We start from the raw sequence: 17,766 nt of genomic DNA on the forward strand, positions 1-17,766 counted from the left end.
CGAAACGTTTCATAATTTAATTGCAGCTTTTGATATTCTTCTTGCAATTTTTCATATTCATACGAACTGACTGCTTTACTTCGTTTACAAGCACATAATCATCAAGCCCCATCATAAATTCCTCATGCTCAACAATTAAATCCAACCGACGAAATAATTGCTCTTCCATTCTCTTTTCTAATTCCATGACTTTATTAGAGAGAATTTCATTTTCTTTCATTAACCATTCATTTTTCCGTACAATATTCGCATCTAGATCCTCAGTCGAAACCTCGAATAAACTTGGTTTAAAATTTACAGTTGTTGAATCAACATGACTACTATTCAATAATTGACTATTCTTCATTTCAAACCTCCAACAATAAGATAAACACCGTATCCAAGTAAGACGTGTTTATTAAAAAGGAAACGATTCTTAATTAGAGATTAACGACTTTTTGTGAAGCTTAATGAGTATCCATGTTAAAATAATGTAAAAAAATAACTGCCTTTGCAAATTTTGCGTAGGCAGCCCTAGTTATTTCCATATTGCTTTTCAAAATAATCTTTATATTCACCTGAAACAATTTTCTCCCACCATTCCTTATTTTCCAAATACCATTGAACGGTTTGAGCAATTCCAGTATCGAAATGATAAGTTGGCTTCCATCCTAGTTTTTCTAATTTACTAGGATCAATCGCGTATCGTTTATCATGACCTAAACGATCTTTAACGAATTCAATTAATCCCTCAGATTTACCAAGCTCTTTAATGATCGTCTTAACAACCTCTAAATTCGTCCGCTCGTTATGTCCACCTACATTGTAAACTTCCCCATTTTCTCCTTTATGCAAAACTAAATCAATAGCAGAACAATGGTCAAGAACATGCAACCAATCGCGAATATTTTCACCAGTGCCATAAACAGGAACTTTTTGGTCATTTAGAACGCGAGAAATCGTTAATGGAATTAACTTCTCTGGAAAGTGATATGGTCCGTAATTATTTGAACAACGTGTGATATTCATCGGAAATCCGTACGTTTCGTGATAGGCACGAACTAATAAATCAGAAGATGCTTTACTTGCGGAGTACGGGCTATTCGGTTGTAGCGGTGTATCTTCAGTAAAAAAGGTTGTAGGATCAAAATCTAGATCCCCGTACACTTCATCTGTCGATACATGGACAAATTTCTTAATGTTTATCGCTTTTGAAGCATCTAGTAAAATTTGAGTTCCTAACACATTTGTTGTCACGAATATACTTGGGTCTGCTATTGAGCGATCAACATGACTTTCTGCTGCGAAGTGGATGACATAGTCGAATTTCTCTTTTTTAAATAAAGTCATGATGTCGTCACGGTTTGAAATATCAATTTTAATAAAATGATAGTTTTCATTTTGTTCGATATTTTTATGTTTTGTTAAATCCCCCGCATACGTTAAAGCATCCAAATTGTATATTGAATAAGATGGGTATTTATTGATCATGTATTGAACAAAGTTTCCACCAATAAAACCGGCACCACCTGTAACAGCTACTTTCATGATTTTACTGTACCTCGTCTCTTTTATTTAATTGAACTAAATACCTTGCTAATGCGTCTTGCCATGAAGGTAAAGATTGAAAGCCATTATCTACTAGCTTTTGTTTTGATAATCTCGAATTTTTCGGTCGAGTTGCTCGAGTAGGGTAGTCTTCGGATGCAATCGATTTTACGAAAGTTTTTCTGTCTGTTTGTTTGAATATTTCTTTTGCAAAATCAGCCCAACTAGTAAAGCCCTCATTTGTTGCGTGATAGATTCCAAATTGATCTGATTTCATTAAATCGATTATGAATCTAGCTAGATCAACTGTATAAGTCGGTGAACCAATTTGATCTCCGACGATCTTTAATTCATTTCTTGTTTCTGATAATTTTAACATTGTTTTAATAAAATTATTTCCATTAATCCCAAATACCCACGAAATACGAACGATGAAATAGTTTTCGATGCATGATTGAACAACTCTTTCACCCTCATACTTTGTTAATCCATAATAACCGATTGGATCCGGTTGGTCATCTTCATTAAATGGACTTTCACCTGTCCCATTAAATACATAGTCCGTACTAATATAAATGAACTTTGAATGATGTTTTTTCGCAGCTTCAACTAAATAACTTGTTCCTTCTACATTCACATTCCAGCAATTCTCTTTATCATCTTCCGCTTTGTCTACTGCTGTATAGGCAGCGCAGTGAACAATTACATCCGGTTTAAATGAATCGATAATAGAAGAAACTGATTCCTTTTCAGTAATATCGAGTTCTTTTCGACCGATTCCTTTTACAACTAAACCATGTCGTTTACATTCCTTAACAACATCATAGCCTAGTTGTCCACCATAACCAGTTACTAAAACCTTCATTTATATTACTCCTTATAAATAAAATTATTTTCAGCATCCTTTAATAATGGTGCGGCTTTGTCTTTTTCAGATAATAATGGAGAACTATTCATTGGCCATTGCACCTGAATATCGGGGTCATTCCAAACAATTCCACGATCACATTCGGGTGAATAGAACTCATCCGCCTTATATTGGACTTCCACATTATCTGTTAACGTCATAAAACCGTGAGCGAACCCTTTTGGAATGAATAATTGTTTTTTGTTTTCTGCACTTAACTCGATTCCGAACCATTTTCCGTAAGTCGGACTCCCTTTTCTTAGATCGACAGCCACATCAAAAATTGCACCCCTTGTACAACGAACTAATTTCGTTTGTGCTTTTGGAGACAACTGATAATGTAATCCCCGCAACGTTCCCTTCAATGCAGAAAATGATTGATTATCTTGAACAAAATTCAAATCCATTCCAAGATCCTTCATTTTAGAATCATTATATGTTTCCATAAACCAACCACGGTGATCACCAAAAACAGTCGGTTCAATCACTACAATTCCTTTTATAAAAGTTTCTGTCATTTTCATTGATAATGACCCCTTGAACTAATATTTTATCTCGCCATTTGCAACTTTTCGTAAATAGGTACCATAACTTGTTTTACGAAGCGATTCGCTTAAACGGACTAATTGTTCTTTATCAATCCACCCATTAATAAAAGCTACTTCTTCTGGCGCAGATATTTTAATCCCTTGATGCTCTTCGATTGTTTTGACAAAATTTGTTGCCGACACTAAGCTTTCATGCGTTCCAGTATCTAACCATGTATAGCCACGACCTAATAGCTCAACTTCTAACTCACCTAAGTTTAAATAAGCTTCATTGACAGAAGTAATCTCTAATTCCCCACGACTTGATGGTTTTACATTTTTAGCAATTTCAATGACACGATTATCATAAAAATACAATCCAGTAACTGCATAATTTGATTTCGGAACTACTGGCTTTTCTTCGATGCTCAAAACTTTCCCTGACTCATCGAATTCTACAACGCCAAATCGCTCAGGATCCTGGACATGATAACCGAATACTGTTGCCCCTTTTTCCTTCATCGCAGCTTTCTTCAACATACTACGTAACCCACTGCCATAATAAATATTGTCACCTAATATCATCGCAACAGAGTCGTTTCCAATAAACTCTTCACCAAGAATAAACGCTTGAGCCAACCCATCTGGACTAGGTTGTACTTTATAGTTCAACGAAACGCCAAACTGTGAGCCATCACCTAACAACGCCTCAAAACGAGGTAAATCTTCTGGAGTCGATATAATTAAAATCTCTCTAATACCAGCTAGCATTAAAGTAGATAATGGATAGTAAATCATTGGTTTATCGTATACAGGCAATAGTTGTTTACTAGTCACCATCGTTAATGGATAAAGACGAGTACCGCTGCCACCTGCAAGTATAATGCCTTTTATTGTTAAGACCTCCTAAACATTTAGGAATATATATATTATTATGATGGTGGTTAAGGGGTTGTGTAGGTAAACTTCTTAGAGGATCTATGAGTTTGGGGGTAAAGAGTGGTATTTTTGATGAATTTAATCAAAAAAAAAATAGACACCGTTAAAAAATTTTAACAGTGTCTAACTAATCATTATTTTGTTTCAGCGGGTAACTCTAAATGCTGGCGAAGATCATTTGAGATAGCGTTTCGTTCCTCTTGCGGAATTAAATAATAGTATATACCATCAATTTTCTTACCTGAACCAGTCACTTGGGATTTACTAATCTTTTTCGAAGCCTCACGATAATTTTTTTGAATTGCGATCATATCGTCTAACTTAATATTCGTCACAACATTCTTTTGAATCGCTTGTAAAACGGATTGGTAATTTGTTAAAGAAGAAATGGTAGCTCCTTTTTTGATTACCGCTTCAATGATTTGTCTTTGTCGCTGCTCACGACCAAAGTCACCTCGTGGGTCTAATTTACGCATACGAGAATACTTTAATGCATCCTCACCATTCAAATGAATTTGGCCCTCCTCAAAATGTACACCACCATAAGTAAAGTCTAAGTCATTAACGACATCAACTCCACCTACTGCATCAACAATATCTTTAAAGCCTTCCATATTTACTTCAAGATAATAGTCAATTGGAATATTTAAGAAGTTCTCAACTGTATCAACTGACATTTGGATTCCACCAAATGCATAGGCATGGTTAATTTTATCTTCTTTCCCTTTTCCAACGATTTCCGTTCTTGTATCACGTGGAATACTAACCATTTTTGTCGTATTTGTATTTGGATTAACCGTCATCACAATCATCGTATCCGAACGGCCCTTATCACCAGGACGATGATCGACACCTAATATTAAAATAGAGAACGGTTCTTTCTTTTCAACACTTATTTCTTCTTCTCGTTTATCTGATTTTTTGATTCCTTTATAAATCGCATCTGTCGTCTTATTTACATTATGGTAAATAGAATACGCATAACCACCAATTCCTAAACCGATCACAACTAATACACTGACTACAATTAATACTACTTTTTTTGCCGTTGACATTTTTTTAGCTGATTTTTTTTCTGATCTAGACAATAGTTTTCTCCTTTTATGAACTTTATCTTTAATTAAAAATCCATTATTCCAAAAACTTCATTATATTAATATAAGTTCTACTTTTTCAAATCATCCATCTTTATTTAACGTTTACTGTTAACATGTCCTTTAAATAATCTAATAAATCTTCTCTTAAATCATCATGTTTTAAAGCAAACTCAATCGTTGTTTTAATAAATCCTAATTTTTCACCAACATCATGACGCTTTCCTTCAAAGTCATATGCAAACACACGTTGAATTGTATTTAATTTTTGAATAGCATCCGTTAACTGAATCTCTCCACCAGCACCGATATTTTGTTCTTCTAAGAACTTAAAAATTTCAGGTGTAAAGACATAACGGCCCATAATGGCTAAATTCGAAGGAGCTGTACCAGGTGCTGGTTTTTCAACAAAGTTTCTTACTTCGTAGCTTCTGCCATTTTGCATGATTGGATCAACAATTCCATATCGATGTGTTTCTTCTTCTGGTACAGTTTGCACACCAATTACAGAAGAGAATTTTTGGTCATATTGATCAATTAATTGCTTTAATCCTGGTGTTTCTGCTTCAACAATATCATCACCAAGTAAGACTGCAAATGGCTCATTCCCAATAAAATTACGTGCGCACCATACAGCATGACCTAATCCTTTTGGTTCTTTTTGACGAATATAATGAATATCAATATTTGATGGAGCTTTAACTTGTTTTAATATATCATATTTTTCTTTTTCTAATAAATTTTGTTCTAACTCAAATGAATAATCAAAGTGATCTTCAATTGCACGTTTACCTTTACCTGTTACGATAATAATGTCTTCAATTCCTGATTCAATCGCTTCTTCTACTATATATTGAATTGTTGGCTTGTCTACGATTGGTAACATTTCTTTCGGCATCGCTTTTGTTGCAGGTAAAAAACGTGTTCCTAATCCCGCTGCTGGAATAATTGCTTTTCTTACTTTTTTCATTTCAAAAGTCCCCCCATGTTCTTCTCTCTATTTTATATCTATACGCATGTGATTTAATACACAAAAATGTAACTCCATTAAAAAAACTAAAAAGGGTACATAATACCCTGATGATTTACTTCTAAGCAGACAATTTTACACTTCGAAACTAAATAACCTTTACTCTTCCAAGTAAATCCTGCCTTAAATTATTTTTTTAGAATAATATTAGTTAATCAACAAAACTTATTATAACAATTTCTCAACATTTCGTTAAGTAGTTTTTAATAAATATTTAGATTGACGTTTGCACAAACTAGAGGAAATATCTACATTATAATGGTTTAGACCTATTTATATTACAATCATTAAACAATATTGTAACGTTATTTATTATACAAATATAATATTTTTCTACAGATTGGAAACAAGTTTAATCAATAGAACATAAAAAAATTGGATAATAGACCTCTTTTTTTAGGCGCCTATTATCCAGTTAACAATTAAACAGTTAACAATTAAACAGTTAACAATTGTTATTTTGTTTCTAAAGGTAGCTCTAAGTGCTGGCGAAGATCATTTGAAATATTTTTTCTGTCTTCATCCGAAACAAGTAAATAATAAATTTTATCAATCAATTTACCTTGACCTGTAATCTGCGTTTCTGTAATATTCTTCGCAGCCAAACGATAGTCTTTTTGAATTGATATCATATCATCTAAGCTAAAGTTTGTCACAACATTCTTTTGAATCGCTTGTAAAATCGATTGATAGTTTGTTAAAGAAGAGATTGTTGCCCCTTTTTTAATAACCGCATCAATCACTTGTCTTTGTCGCAGCTGACGTCCAAAGTCACCTCTTGGATCTTGCTTACGCATACGAGAATAAAGTAATGCATCATCACCATTTAAATGCATTGGTCCTTTAGTGAAATGAACTCCACCATAAGTAAAGTCTAAGTCATTATTCACATCAACTCCACCTACTGCTTCAACGATATCTTTAAAGCCTTCCATATTTACTTCAAGATAATAATCGATTGGAATGTTCAAAAAATTTTCAACCGAGTCAACTGCCATTTGAATACCACCAAATGCGTACGCGTGATTAATCTTATCTTGTTTACCCTTACCAACGATTTCAGTTCTCGTATCACGTGGAATACTTACCATCTTTGTTGTATTAGTATTCGGATTAACTGTTAACACAATCATCGTATCCGAACGACCTTTATCACCAGGACGATGGTCAACACCTAATAGTAAAATCGAGAAAGGTTCTTTCTTTTCAACACTTACTTCTTCTTTACGTTTATCAGTTTTCTTTATGTCTTTATAAATTACGTCTGATGTCTTATTTACATTGTGGTAAATTGAATAAGCATAACCGCCTATTCCTAGACCAATGACAACTAGTACACTTACTAGGGTTAGTAGAACTTTTTTTGTCGTGGACATTTGTTTAGATGAGCGTTTCTCTGATCTGGACACTTTTTTGCTCCTTCTTATTTCAAAATAAAAACCTACTTAAGAAATTGTTTATTATTATCTAATTATATAAATTAGATAATTATTTAAATTTTACTATACAAAAAGGAATATACAAATGATAATCCAAGCTCTTTAGCAATACAAGTAAGTTTATTCATTAGTTTCTGACCCTATGTTATCTTTTATTATTACATTTTTAAGCTGTTTATCATTAGGGAATGAAATACTTTTATCTGAAATACTTAAGAGTACATTGTTATTAATTACTGAATTTGAAACGTTTGATAGTAAAGCAATACCTGTTTTTGCTCCTTTTATGTAATTAGTTACAACCAAACCTGAATTAGATAATCTAATGGCTTGGTCTGGGCAATTAATAATACGATTTCCTGTAATTGTTCCTCCTGATACTACAATACCTCTATATCTTGGTTTTACTATCAAATTATTAGCGATAATACCATTTAATGGACTACCTTGATTACTAATCACTCCGTCAGTTAAAGAACCACAATGATAAAATTCGTTATTTGAACAATCAAAAAATTCTCCAAAATAAGGTCCACCGGCTAAATTATAACAGCGATTATTAATAAACTTTATTTTTGTTGAAGATAAATTTAATGCTGTTGGTGATGTTATATTCCTAATGATATTGTTCGAGATAGTAATATCATACACTGTATCACCCATTGATTCACATTTAATAGCTTGTTCTAGGTTATCAAAGATGTTCCCAGTAATCAGGATATTCTGTGTAAAAATTTCGCATGTTACACCTACATGTTGGGTATTTTTAAAATTATTTTCAGTTATAATTATCCTTTCGACTGAAACAGATTTAGGATCACTGTCATTTAAACCCAGACGAATACAATGTCCATCTCCGATATTCATAAAATAGTTCGCTTTAATTATCCAATCAGAGCTTTTTATTGTAACAACATCACAACCTTTCGAATTACCACAATCTATAAATCTATTACCTAATATCTGCACATTTGGACTTTTTGCCACATCTGAAACAATGAGTTTACTATGAAAATTGGTAAATATATTATTTCTAATTGATGTGTTCTTAGCTTTTTTTAATTTAATTGCAGACAATTTATTTGCACCTTGTAATGCAGCATTACCATCGAACTTTAATCCTTTGACAACGCATCTCCCTTTTAACTCAAGCATAAAAGATGTAGAATTACTTTTCCATTTAAGTGTACCATTCCCAAAAAGAACTACATCCTGTAAGACAAGCTTATCAATAATGTATTCTCCTTTTGGTACAAAAATATATTTGGATTTTGCTCTTGCATTTATAAATGCTTGAGTTGCATCAGTTCCGTCTGCCTTGGCTCCTTGACTTTTGATGTTTATAGCAATATCCCTCAACTCTTCATTTATATCGCTAATTTCATCATAAATTGAATTACCAACTTTTTCTTTAAAAGTACTTGGTAAAGTATTTTCAGAACTTCTTATATTTCCAATTCTTAAGCCAAAAAAATAAGCTAGTAACATTAGAAAACCATTTATCAGGAAGTTTCTCCTCTTCACATAATCCCCCCTATTTAATACTTACTTTTATCCATAAGTAAATAAAAGATTTTTGTTTAGTTTATTATCTCACAGATCCAAGAATTTTTTAGAAATACATTTGTATTTATTTCTAATCTTGTATCTTACTGAAAAAAAAAACGGAGCTAATTTATATTTTAGGATTATGTTCATAAATTACTAATGGATTAGCAAAAAAACATAAAACCCACAAAAAACTAATTTCTTGCGGGTCTTTATACTTTATAACTACATATATTAGATAGATTCAGAGAATACTTCTATTTGATAATAAACTCTCTTGTCCATTTAGAAACCTTATTACCATAATTATCTTTTACAAATAACTTTATACGATATGCCCCTGATTCAATCGGTGTCCACTCTAAAAGATTAGTAGTTGTAAAGGGTATATAATCTACTCTTTCCCCATCTTTATATATATACCAAGCATACTCTAATTCTTCCCCTTCAACTTCAGCTACCCAATTGATAGTTGTTCCCCATGATTGAGGACTTTGCTTATTTGGAACAATTTTTCTGATGTCTCCTTGGTCTAAGTTATCAACTACTTTGTATTCTGATGACCATTCTGAAACTTTATTGCCATCTTGATCCTTTACAAATGCCTTTATAAAATACTTACCTGGTTCTTTAGGAATCCAATTTAATACATTTGATACATTAAATGGTACAAATTCTACCCTCTCTCCACCTTTGTAAATATACCAAGCGAATTCTAAGTTATTTCCAGTTGCGTCTATTTCCCATTTAACATTAGTATTTATAATAGAAGGGCTTAGCTTGTCCACTTTTAGTAAATTTATAGTAATACGTTCTGTTGTTAAAATTGACATACACTTTTCCCCTTAATTTTTATTCTTTTAACTTTTGTTTTATCTCTACTAATTCATCATAATATCTTAGCCTTCTCTGTCTCTCAGCGCGATATTTTTCTCTATATTCAAAGTTTTTTTGTTCCTTAATGGCTTCCTTAATTTTGGGCTGATTTATATAATTCATATTAATGAATTGGTCATTTAAAACTAAATATTCCTGGTTAGTAGCCATAATAATTTTTAGATTATTCTCGTTCCAACGAACGTTTATAATATCATCTTCCCAGGCAAATTTTATATTTAACGGTTTTTCAGGATTAAGGGAAATCTGAGTAGCAAAATCGGCATCTCTTCCATTTTGCTGGGAATTCATACAAAAAGTTGGTTCGAGTTTTGCATAACTTTGTGATACCCAACCTAATAAAGGATCTTCTAAACCTTTTACCAATTTGACTGATATGTCTTTACTTTTATGAATATGTTTTAAAGAGATAACCGAATTTCCTTCGATAATACCAGTAATTATTCCATTTTTATTTTGACAGTTTATTGATGGGTCAAAATGGAAATTTTGTTGAAAATCATGTTCTTTGTAGCCTTGTAATCTGTCAATAACAACAAAGTCATAAGGTTTTAAAAATAAAAATAACCTTTGATGCACAACTCCTGGATAAAGACAATGTATACCACTAACAAACGAAAAGTTTTGATTAAAACAATAACTTGTTAAACCTGATTTCCCAATATTATTTCTAGAAGTATTTGTATTCTCACCATCTACAGTAACCGTATTATGTGCTTTTGTTGAAACAACATATTGCCGTTCTGGGCTATCATAAACATAGTTATACTTTCCTGAATCTACAAGTAATGGTTGACCATGACCAAATATCGTAATTGATAAATCGTCATGATGTTTATGAACTCTCGAGTGAAAACTACTATAAAAAATAGATTGAATTGTTTCTTGATCAAACTCCCACTTATTTCTTAAGCTTGCATATCCACCATCTGGAAAAAGTGTATCTAATTGATCGGGTTGCTTTCCATTAATTCCATTGCTGCTAATATATTCTATCTCACTTAGATTTTTACCAGTAGGGTCCTTCAATAGGTTCGGTTCTATCGGTAACATTACACTATCCCCAATTGGAGGAAATTGACCATCGGGCTGTAAAGTATATGCTAAGTACTTCATCGATTTATTTAAAATACGCTCTAAATTACCATTGTTCTCAATTTTATTTTCCTTAATAAAAGATAAAACATTAAACAAACGATTACCTAACATATATACATAATGTGGAGAATGCTCACTATAACTTCCATCTGACATAAATAAATGATTTAATTGTCTTTCAAATCTTTTTAAAGAAAGTTCTTTCCTAAAAGTTGCCTCTGGCATCTGAAAAAATACAACAGATGCTATCAATAAAGCAATGTCTTGATCCATCCCGTGATTATGTTTTTCCATGTAAAAATCAGGATCAGTTAATTTTGTGCAATGCACATTTACAAGTTCATAGAATTCTTCATATATTTCATCATTCCATAATTCTTGTCTCCAAATTTCATATACTTTGCAAATAATTATTAATCGAAGTGCAGTTGAATGATCATGCCAGGCCATTTCAGACTCTGATGAATGGAAATTATGTTTCTTCCAATCTAAAATAATATCTATTGCCTTCTCTAGATACTTTTTTTCTCCAAAGACTTTAAAGCCATCGATAAGATATTCTAAATATTTAAGACTATGAAACCAAAACCTCCAACTCCTATCACAAGGATTGATTATCCAACAGTTATCCCCTTCTATTTTTACTTTTGGGTATCTTTTATCCTTGAGAAGTACATCACATAGAAGATCATCACATCTCTCCAATAATGTGTTATTGTTCAATTTAGTTACTAGTCTTAATATATCAATTTCCTCTTTATTTTTAATTCTAAGTGTCATATCTTTCATAAAAGATACCTCTTTTCTATAAGCATGGCAATTTAATAGACTAGATATCTTTATAAACTTCTTGATACCTCTCAGCTAATTTACTCCACGCTCTATTATTCTCCACCCATTTTCTACCTTGTTTCGCTAAATGCATATTGCTTTCTGCTTTCTTAATACAATCTACTAATGATGAAACATCTTCTGACTTGAAAACTAATCCTGTTTCTCCCTCAATAACCATTTCCCTTAAAGCTGGAATATCACTTACTAGTGCTAATTTCCCCATTGCCATTACTTCAAAAGGTTTTAGAGGGGTAACAAGTTGGCATACTTTTGCACTTGTTCTTGGAAAAGGAAATACATCAATAACAGAGTAATAATCCTTAACTTCATCATGCGGTATTCGTCCTACAAAAGTAACAACATCATCTAAGTCCAATTCATTTGTTAGTAGTTTAAGATCTGGGAGCGCTTTACCATCACCAACTAACACAAACTTTATTTTCAGATTTGTTTTTTTCAATTCAGCTAAAGCTTTTAATAAATAGTCTAGACCCTCATAATGGGTTACAGATCCAATAAAACCTAACACCAACTTGCCTTCTAAGTCTAATTTTTTTATTAGTTCTACATTAGGACTCTGTGGGCTAAACTTTTTTACATCTACACCATTAGGCACAAAATAAATCTTTTCTTCAGGAATTCCTAGTTTAATAAGATGTTCTTTTAAACTTTTACTAATAGCAACCACACGATCAGCCGTATGACAACAAATCAACTCGTAGTTTTCGTGTAATAAATAGCGCTCGGAATTTTCAAATCCATCTGTTTTTGTACACTGGGTGTCATGCCAAAGTCCTCTTACCTCATAAACAGTTGGAATATTATATTTTTGTGCAACCTTCAAAGCAGGTAATGCATTTTGAAAATTTGATGCTGCATGAACCAACCTTGGATTTATTTGTCTAATTACCCTACCAAACTGGTCAGCGTAAACCTTAAAATAATTACTCATAGGAACTGTATTTAGAATGGCATTCCCCTTTTCATCATAAAGACGATAATGTTCAATGCCGTTATGGACCTCTTTAACAATACTTTCTTCTGCTTCCTGAACTAATGGCCAGCCTAGTTTTGTAACTACTACAGGATTTAAGTTCGCATTCTTTTGATGCTCTACGATTTCTATACTTCTTATTGTATATCCATTTACTTCTGGTAGAGATTTGTTTAATACATGAACAATTGTTTCATTTCTAGTGACTTCTTTCCTTTTCCTTGACCAGTTCCACTCTTTTTTTAGTAAGGAATATTCATCAAAAGCCATATCATACTCTTGATTAAACAATCGATTAGGTGCTATTTTACCTAATCTCCTGATAAACCTTAGCCTTTGGCTTATGTTTCCTAATTGATTATGACTTGCAATCATCCGCCTCAACACGTTTACGTTATTAGGACTAATACTATATGCTTGTTCACCAAATTGCAGAGCCAATTTGTATAATTTTTTCTCATGACAGTACTTAGCGATATATAAGAGAATTTTTAGCTGTTTCTCTTTAGAAAAATTACTTAAATACTCATCTACTTTTAATATTTGTCCTTGTTCTATATACCAACGTGTTTGAAGAACATCCCATTTATGAATCCCTGTTAAGTTTTTTGATAAGATTTCAAAGGATTTCTCGGTAAATGGTAATCTTAGTGAGGAGCTAACAAATGGTTCAATTAAACTTAATAAAAAAGGCTTGTAAATTCTAATAGGTAAGTTTCCGCCTGTAAGAACAATTTGTAAGAAACTTTCTTGACTGCCACTAAACTTAATTCCGGAAAACAACTCATGGAACCCTCTGCAATTAACTAGTAGGTGAAGTGCATCATGACTACATAAATCAAGAAAACCTTCATCTATTATCATTCTCAGATCGTTATAATATTTCTTTTTTAGTCCATTTTCTTCTAGGGTTCTAATAAGACCGTTATATAAAATTTGTGACCGGTCACCCTCTTTATATGCTTTTATCAACAATTTTAAAGCATTTTCTGGATTATTTTCTCTTAGTTCTTTTTCGGCTGAAGCTACATACTTAATGCCATTTTCAATTATATTGGTATTGATATTTCTTTGTTCTACTAACTTATCGATTTCAATAGAAAATATTGCAAAAATCTCAGGTTCTTTAACTATTGCCTTAGTTAGTAAATTAAAGCCCAGCTGTCCTTCTTCTTCAGGTAAGCTATTTAACCATTCAATACAGTTCCTAACATCTTCACTATCTAATAATTTAAAATTTTTATTATATGTCAAAAGGAAAGACTCCCATGTGGCTCCCGTTCGTTCAAGTTCTTTATATGTTTCTATCAAGTTATTATAACGGTCGGTATGATTACTAAAAATTTCACATAACTGACGAGCTTTCGAGGGTCCATGGTTTTTAGCTGCATATTTCACTATAAAATCTTTTTGTTTTTCATCTAAAGCAGAGGCAACTGATATTTGTTCATTTGCATCAATCAATTCTTGAACAGCTCTCAAGTTATAAAGAGTATTACTTTTCAAAAAGCTAATATCGTCATTATTTTTATTGATATCTTTTAATTCCATCCAGGCTCTTTTATATAAGCCTAAATTCCTCCATGCATATGCAGTTAAATATCTTTTTTGATCCTCCATTAGCCTATTGCATTGTTTTAAATGTTCTATAAACTTCTCCTGTTTATTAATACGACAAGAAATACGTAGTAGCCACTTGCCACCAATAATTTGCTTTTTTTTACCTACACATGAGTTAAAAATAACTCTTTGAATAGTATTATTACCAACGTACAAAGTAACTACATAACACAAAGCTAAAAAAGCTCTATACACTCAAATCATCTCCATTATTTAACTCATTCTAACCTACTGCGCGAAACTAAAGTGTATATTTACTTAATTGAACTTCTACCGATCTCAAACGTTTATTAAAGTTTAAATAAATTAATATAATAATTCGTTTTCTTTAGTAGGGGTATCGGAATGTTTGATTAGCTATATATAAATTCTTAGATAAATAGATTAGTAAATTTTATGCTTAATAAATACTTATATTTTGTATGCCTTTAAAAATGCATTTTTCAAACATTAACAAATAATTTAGTTAAATAAGAGAAGGGCCGATAATAAACTAAATTATCAGCCCTATTAATCTAATATCCAATTGATAATTCATTACTTCCTCTAAACAAATAGTGAATTTAATTATTAGTTCTAAATTAGCAATGGATATTCACACTAAAACATAAGCTAATACAATTTATAAATCTTATTTAGAAATTTTATAAAAGAACCAATTCTTTTTTAGTGTATTCATATAAGTTCCCGAAATTAATGTATTCGAATTCAGATGATATATTCTGTACAACATTTTTAGTATCAAATACACGTTTATTTGCCATATTTCTAAATTCGTCAAACTTCAATGTTTTAAACTCATTATGATCTGTTAAGATTACAACTAAATCAGATTGATAAACAGATTCTCTTATATCTTCAATAACAAAATCACTAATCACATGTGGATCAAAAGCGCGGATTTCATATTTTCCTTGTTCTTTTAATTCATTAAAAATTTCAATTGCAGGACTTTCTCTTATATCATCAACGTTTCCTTTATATGTTAGTCCAAATACTGTAACTATTTTTCCGTCAACCTTTTCCATTAATGTATTGATATTCTCTACTACAAAATTAGGCATTGACGTATTAATTTCTCTTGCTAAATTTATCATTTTTGCAGTTTCTGGTGCTTTAGCAACGATAAAATAAGGATCAACAGCTAAGCAATGTCCTCCTACACCAGGACCCGGTGTGTGTAAATTCACCCTTGGATGTTTATTAGCCATTTCAATTACATCTAAAGCATTTATGTCTAATTCATTACATACTTTAGTTAGTTCATTTGCTAAAGCAATATTAACGTCTCTAAATGTATTTTCCATGAGTTTAGACATTTCAGCTGTCTTTGCATCAGTTTTAATAATTTCACCTTTTACAAAAGTACCATAAACTTTCGCCCCTGCTTCAGTACAAGCAGAAGTAACTCCACCTACGATTCTGTTGTTATAAATTAACTCATGAAGAATTTGTCCTGGTAGAACACGTTCAGGGCAGTGGACTAAATAGATATCTTTCCCAACTTCGAATCCTGCTTCTTCAATTAATGGTTTTACTTGATCATCCATACTTCTTGGAGCAATTGTAGATTCTACTATTAATACATTACCTTTTTCTAAATATGGAATAACTGAATTAACTGCAAATAATACATACGAAAGATCACAAGACTTATACATATCATCGTTATTTGGAGTTGGTACTGAAATAATGAAAGTATCGGCTTTTTCAGGTGTTAAAGACGCACGAAAAGTCTTCTTTTCTATTACTTCATTTAAAGCATCTTGTAAACCTGGTTCTTCTATATGGATTTTACCTGCATTAAGTGAATCAACAACTCCAGCATTTATATCAACACCTAGGACATCAACCCCGTATTTAGCAAACATAATTGAAGTTGGTAATCCTATATAGCCTAATCCCATTGTACAAATCTTCATTTTTTTCCCTGCTTTCTATTAATCTATCAAATTAAATTTTTTAAAAACGGCTCTTTTAAAACTATATGTTCTTAATTCTAACTGTTCATAGATGGATAAGAACTGCTTTTTCTCCTTGTCCCAGTTATATATTTCTTTGGCTTTTATACAATTTTGCTTCATATCATGATATACATCAGGAGAATTTAATAAATAATTTAATCCTTTGGCTATTGAAACGGGATCATGTGAATCTACACACAATCCAATCCGTTCGCCTTCTACGACCTTTTTTATCTCTGGAAAACCGCATGCTATAACTGGAACCCCACTAGACATATACTCAAACAACTTATTAGAAGATGCGGAATAATGATTGAAACAAACATTATTTAATACTTGAAATCCTACATACGCATTATTGGTATACTTAGGCAAATCATTAAGTGAAACTTTGGGAACAAATTTAACCCTTTGTTGCAAGTTCATTTGATCAACCATTTTTTCTAACTCTGATTTAATATTCCCATCCCCTACTAACACAAGTGTCCCCTCGTTAAAAAGAGGTACGGCTTTAATTAAGTTTTTTAAACCTCTACCTGATTGTATTCCGCCTTGGTATAATAGTATTTTTTCATCTTGGGATATACCGAGTAACTTCCTTAAAGATGAGTTTTTTTTACTTTGATATCCCTTTAGTTTAAATGGATAATTGTGAACTACATTCGGATAAAACCCATAAACTTTTTTATTGTACCTTGCCCTAGTATGATTTTCTACAATCATGGAATCGATTATCTTAACTAAACTCCCCTCCAAGTATTTGTAAAAATCACTATTATACCCTGTTCGGCTAGTTTGAACCTCATGAGAATCATATATTAGCTTACGTTTATTAAGTCTTAATTTCGAACAAATAACACCTTGAAATAGTGTATTTAAATCGTTAGAATGGTAAATATCATAATTTTTTATTAGCCCTCTCCCAATCATTCGTAAAGTAATACTACCTTTTATCCAAACAACTTTACACTTTGTTTTTAATAGAAGAAGTAGAACAACTACTGTGGATAACGCCACTAGAGGAATAGTAAAAAATAATATAAACCATGTAAGTAACATGATCATTTTTAATAACTTGGATTTCGAAATAAACCTATATATCATTTGTAAAAAAAGTAACGAATCAGGGTATCTTTTTACTCGATAAATTTTAAAATTTGGATTTCGCTCTTCATATATAGGCAACTCTTTATTTTTTGGATCAGCAATACATATAAGATCGACTGTATAACCACTCTCCGATAATGCGGTACATTCTCTAAGTACTCTGGCATCATTAGTAAAATGATTCCAAACAAACATACACACTTTTTTTCTAGTCATTTTTTCTATCCCATTTAAGATTTAA

Annotated in this window: 14 protein-coding genes; all 14 read right to left on the reverse strand. The window is 31.8% G+C overall.

Features of this window, described 5'->3' with window-relative positions; genetic code table 11:
* Nucleotides 1-16: 16 nt before the first annotated feature.
* The 14 genes from ACSBO6_RS18930 to ACSBO6_RS18995 all read right to left on the reverse strand — a co-directional run bounded on the left by ACSBO6_RS18930 (nucleotide 17) and on the right by ACSBO6_RS18995 (nucleotide 17,741).
* Nucleotides 17-346, reverse strand: a complete 330-nt coding sequence (locus ACSBO6_RS18930) for a hypothetical protein (RefSeq protein ID WP_498843840.1) — start codon at nucleotides 344-346, stop codon at nucleotides 17-19.
* A 167-nt stretch (nucleotides 347-513) separates the two neighbouring features.
* Nucleotides 514-1,527, reverse strand: coding sequence for a dTDP-glucose 4,6-dehydratase (gene rfbB, locus ACSBO6_RS18935; RefSeq protein ID WP_498843841.1), 1,014 nt, complete (start codon nucleotides 1,525-1,527; stop codon nucleotides 514-516).
* 4 nt (nucleotides 1,528-1,531) lie between these two features.
* The gene (gene rfbD, locus ACSBO6_RS18940) at nucleotides 1,532-2,392 is read right to left on the reverse strand and encodes a dTDP-4-dehydrorhamnose reductase (RefSeq protein WP_498843842.1); all 861 of its coding nucleotides are present in this window, start codon (nucleotides 2,390-2,392) and stop codon (nucleotides 1,532-1,534) included.
* A gap of 5 nt (nucleotides 2,393-2,397) precedes the next feature.
* Nucleotides 2,398-2,958 (reverse strand): dTDP-4-dehydrorhamnose 3,5-epimerase, encoded by a 561-nt coding sequence (gene rfbC, locus ACSBO6_RS18945; RefSeq protein WP_498843843.1) that lies wholly within the window; start codon nucleotides 2,956-2,958, stop codon nucleotides 2,398-2,400.
* Between the two features lie 18 nt (nucleotides 2,959-2,976).
* Nucleotides 2,977-3,855 carry a glucose-1-phosphate thymidylyltransferase RfbA gene (gene rfbA / locus ACSBO6_RS18950; protein WP_498844685.1) on the reverse strand — a complete coding sequence of 293 codons (879 nt, stop codon included), beginning with the start codon at nucleotides 3,853-3,855 and terminating at the stop codon, nucleotides 2,977-2,979.
* A gap of 179 nt (nucleotides 3,856-4,034) precedes the next feature.
* Entirely contained in the window at nucleotides 4,035-4,955 is a 921-nt protein-coding gene (gene tagU / locus ACSBO6_RS18955; protein WP_098844766.1) for a polyisoprenyl-teichoic acid--peptidoglycan teichoic acid transferase TagU, read from the reverse strand.
* Nucleotides 4,956-5,088: 133 nt separating this feature from the next.
* Complete coding sequence (gene galU / locus ACSBO6_RS18960) at nucleotides 5,089-5,964, reverse strand: UTP--glucose-1-phosphate uridylyltransferase GalU (RefSeq protein WP_498843844.1); 876 nt, start codon at nucleotides 5,962-5,964, stop codon at nucleotides 5,089-5,091.
* A 515-nt stretch (nucleotides 5,965-6,479) separates the two neighbouring features.
* Nucleotides 6,480-7,400: a polyisoprenyl-teichoic acid--peptidoglycan teichoic acid transferase TagU gene (tagU, locus tag ACSBO6_RS18965; RefSeq protein ID WP_498844686.1), complete on the reverse strand. Its 921-nt coding sequence runs from the start codon at nucleotides 7,398-7,400 to the stop codon at nucleotides 6,480-6,482.
* 183 nt (nucleotides 7,401-7,583) lie between these two features.
* A complete protein-coding gene (locus ACSBO6_RS18970; RefSeq protein ID WP_498843845.1) occupies nucleotides 7,584-8,987 on the reverse strand; it encodes a right-handed parallel beta-helix repeat-containing protein in 1,404 nt (467 codons plus the stop codon).
* A 281-nt stretch (nucleotides 8,988-9,268) separates the two neighbouring features.
* Nucleotides 9,269-9,844: a triple tyrosine motif-containing protein gene (locus ACSBO6_RS18975; protein ID WP_498843846.1), complete on the reverse strand. Its 576-nt coding sequence runs from the start codon at nucleotides 9,842-9,844 to the stop codon at nucleotides 9,269-9,271.
* A gap of 19 nt (nucleotides 9,845-9,863) precedes the next feature.
* On the reverse strand, nucleotides 9,864-11,795 hold the full coding sequence (locus ACSBO6_RS18980) for a heparinase II/III family protein (protein WP_498843847.1): 1,932 nt from the start codon (nucleotides 11,793-11,795) through the stop codon (nucleotides 9,864-9,866).
* Between the two features lie 40 nt (nucleotides 11,796-11,835).
* Nucleotides 11,836-14,649, reverse strand: coding sequence for a glycosyltransferase family 4 protein (locus tag ACSBO6_RS18985; protein WP_498843848.1), 2,814 nt, complete (start codon nucleotides 14,647-14,649; stop codon nucleotides 11,836-11,838).
* Nucleotides 14,650-15,098: 449 nt separating this feature from the next.
* Entirely contained in the window at nucleotides 15,099-16,376 is a 1,278-nt protein-coding gene (locus ACSBO6_RS18990; RefSeq protein WP_498843849.1) for a nucleotide sugar dehydrogenase, read from the reverse strand.
* Between the two features lie 18 nt (nucleotides 16,377-16,394).
* Entirely contained in the window at nucleotides 16,395-17,741 is a 1,347-nt protein-coding gene (locus ACSBO6_RS18995; RefSeq protein WP_498843850.1) for a glycosyltransferase, read from the reverse strand.
* Nucleotides 17,742-17,766 lie beyond the last annotated feature (25 nt).

Source organism: Bacillus sp. AL-1R (assembly GCF_052180195.1).
Lineage (GTDB): Bacteria > Bacillota > Bacilli > Bacillales > Bacillaceae_G > Gottfriedia.

What these genes read in the sequence shown, in the direction of transcription:
- ACSBO6_RS18930 (WP_498843840.1), bottom strand. Translation starts at nt 346, where the DNA reads ATGAAGAATAGTCAATTATTGAATAGTAGTCATGTTGATTCAACAACT.
- rfbB (WP_498843841.1), bottom strand. Translation starts at nt 1,527, where the DNA reads ATGAAAGTAGCTGTTACAGGTGGTGCCGGTTTTATTGGTGGAAACTTT.
- rfbD (WP_498843842.1), bottom strand. Translation starts at nt 2,392, where the DNA reads ATGAAGGTTTTAGTAACTGGTTATGGTGGACAACTAGGCTATGATGTT.
- rfbC (WP_498843843.1), bottom strand. Translation starts at nt 2,958, where the DNA reads ATGAAAATGACAGAAACTTTTATAAAAGGAATTGTAGTGATTGAACCG.
- tagU (WP_098844766.1), bottom strand. Translation starts at nt 4,955, where the DNA reads ATGTCAACGGCAAAAAAAGTAGTATTAATTGTAGTCAGTGTATTAGTT.
- galU (WP_498843844.1), bottom strand. Translation starts at nt 5,964, where the DNA reads ATGAAAAAAGTAAGAAAAGCAATTATTCCAGCAGCGGGATTAGGAACA.
- tagU (WP_498844686.1), bottom strand. Translation starts at nt 7,400, where the DNA reads ATGTCCACGACAAAAAAAGTTCTACTAACCCTAGTAAGTGTACTAGTT.
- ACSBO6_RS18975 (WP_498843846.1), bottom strand. Translation starts at nt 9,844, where the DNA reads ATGTCAATTTTAACAACAGAACGTATTACTATAAATTTACTAAAAGTG.
- ACSBO6_RS18980 (WP_498843847.1), bottom strand. Translation starts at nt 11,795, where the DNA reads ATGAAAGATATGACACTTAGAATTAAAAATAAAGAGGAAATTGATATA.
- ACSBO6_RS18990 (WP_498843849.1), bottom strand. Translation starts at nt 16,376, where the DNA reads ATGAAGATTTGTACAATGGGATTAGGCTATATAGGATTACCAACTTCA.
- ACSBO6_RS18995 (WP_498843850.1), bottom strand. Translation starts at nt 17,741, where the DNA reads ATGACTAGAAAAAAAGTGTGTATGTTTGTTTGGAATCATTTTACTAAT.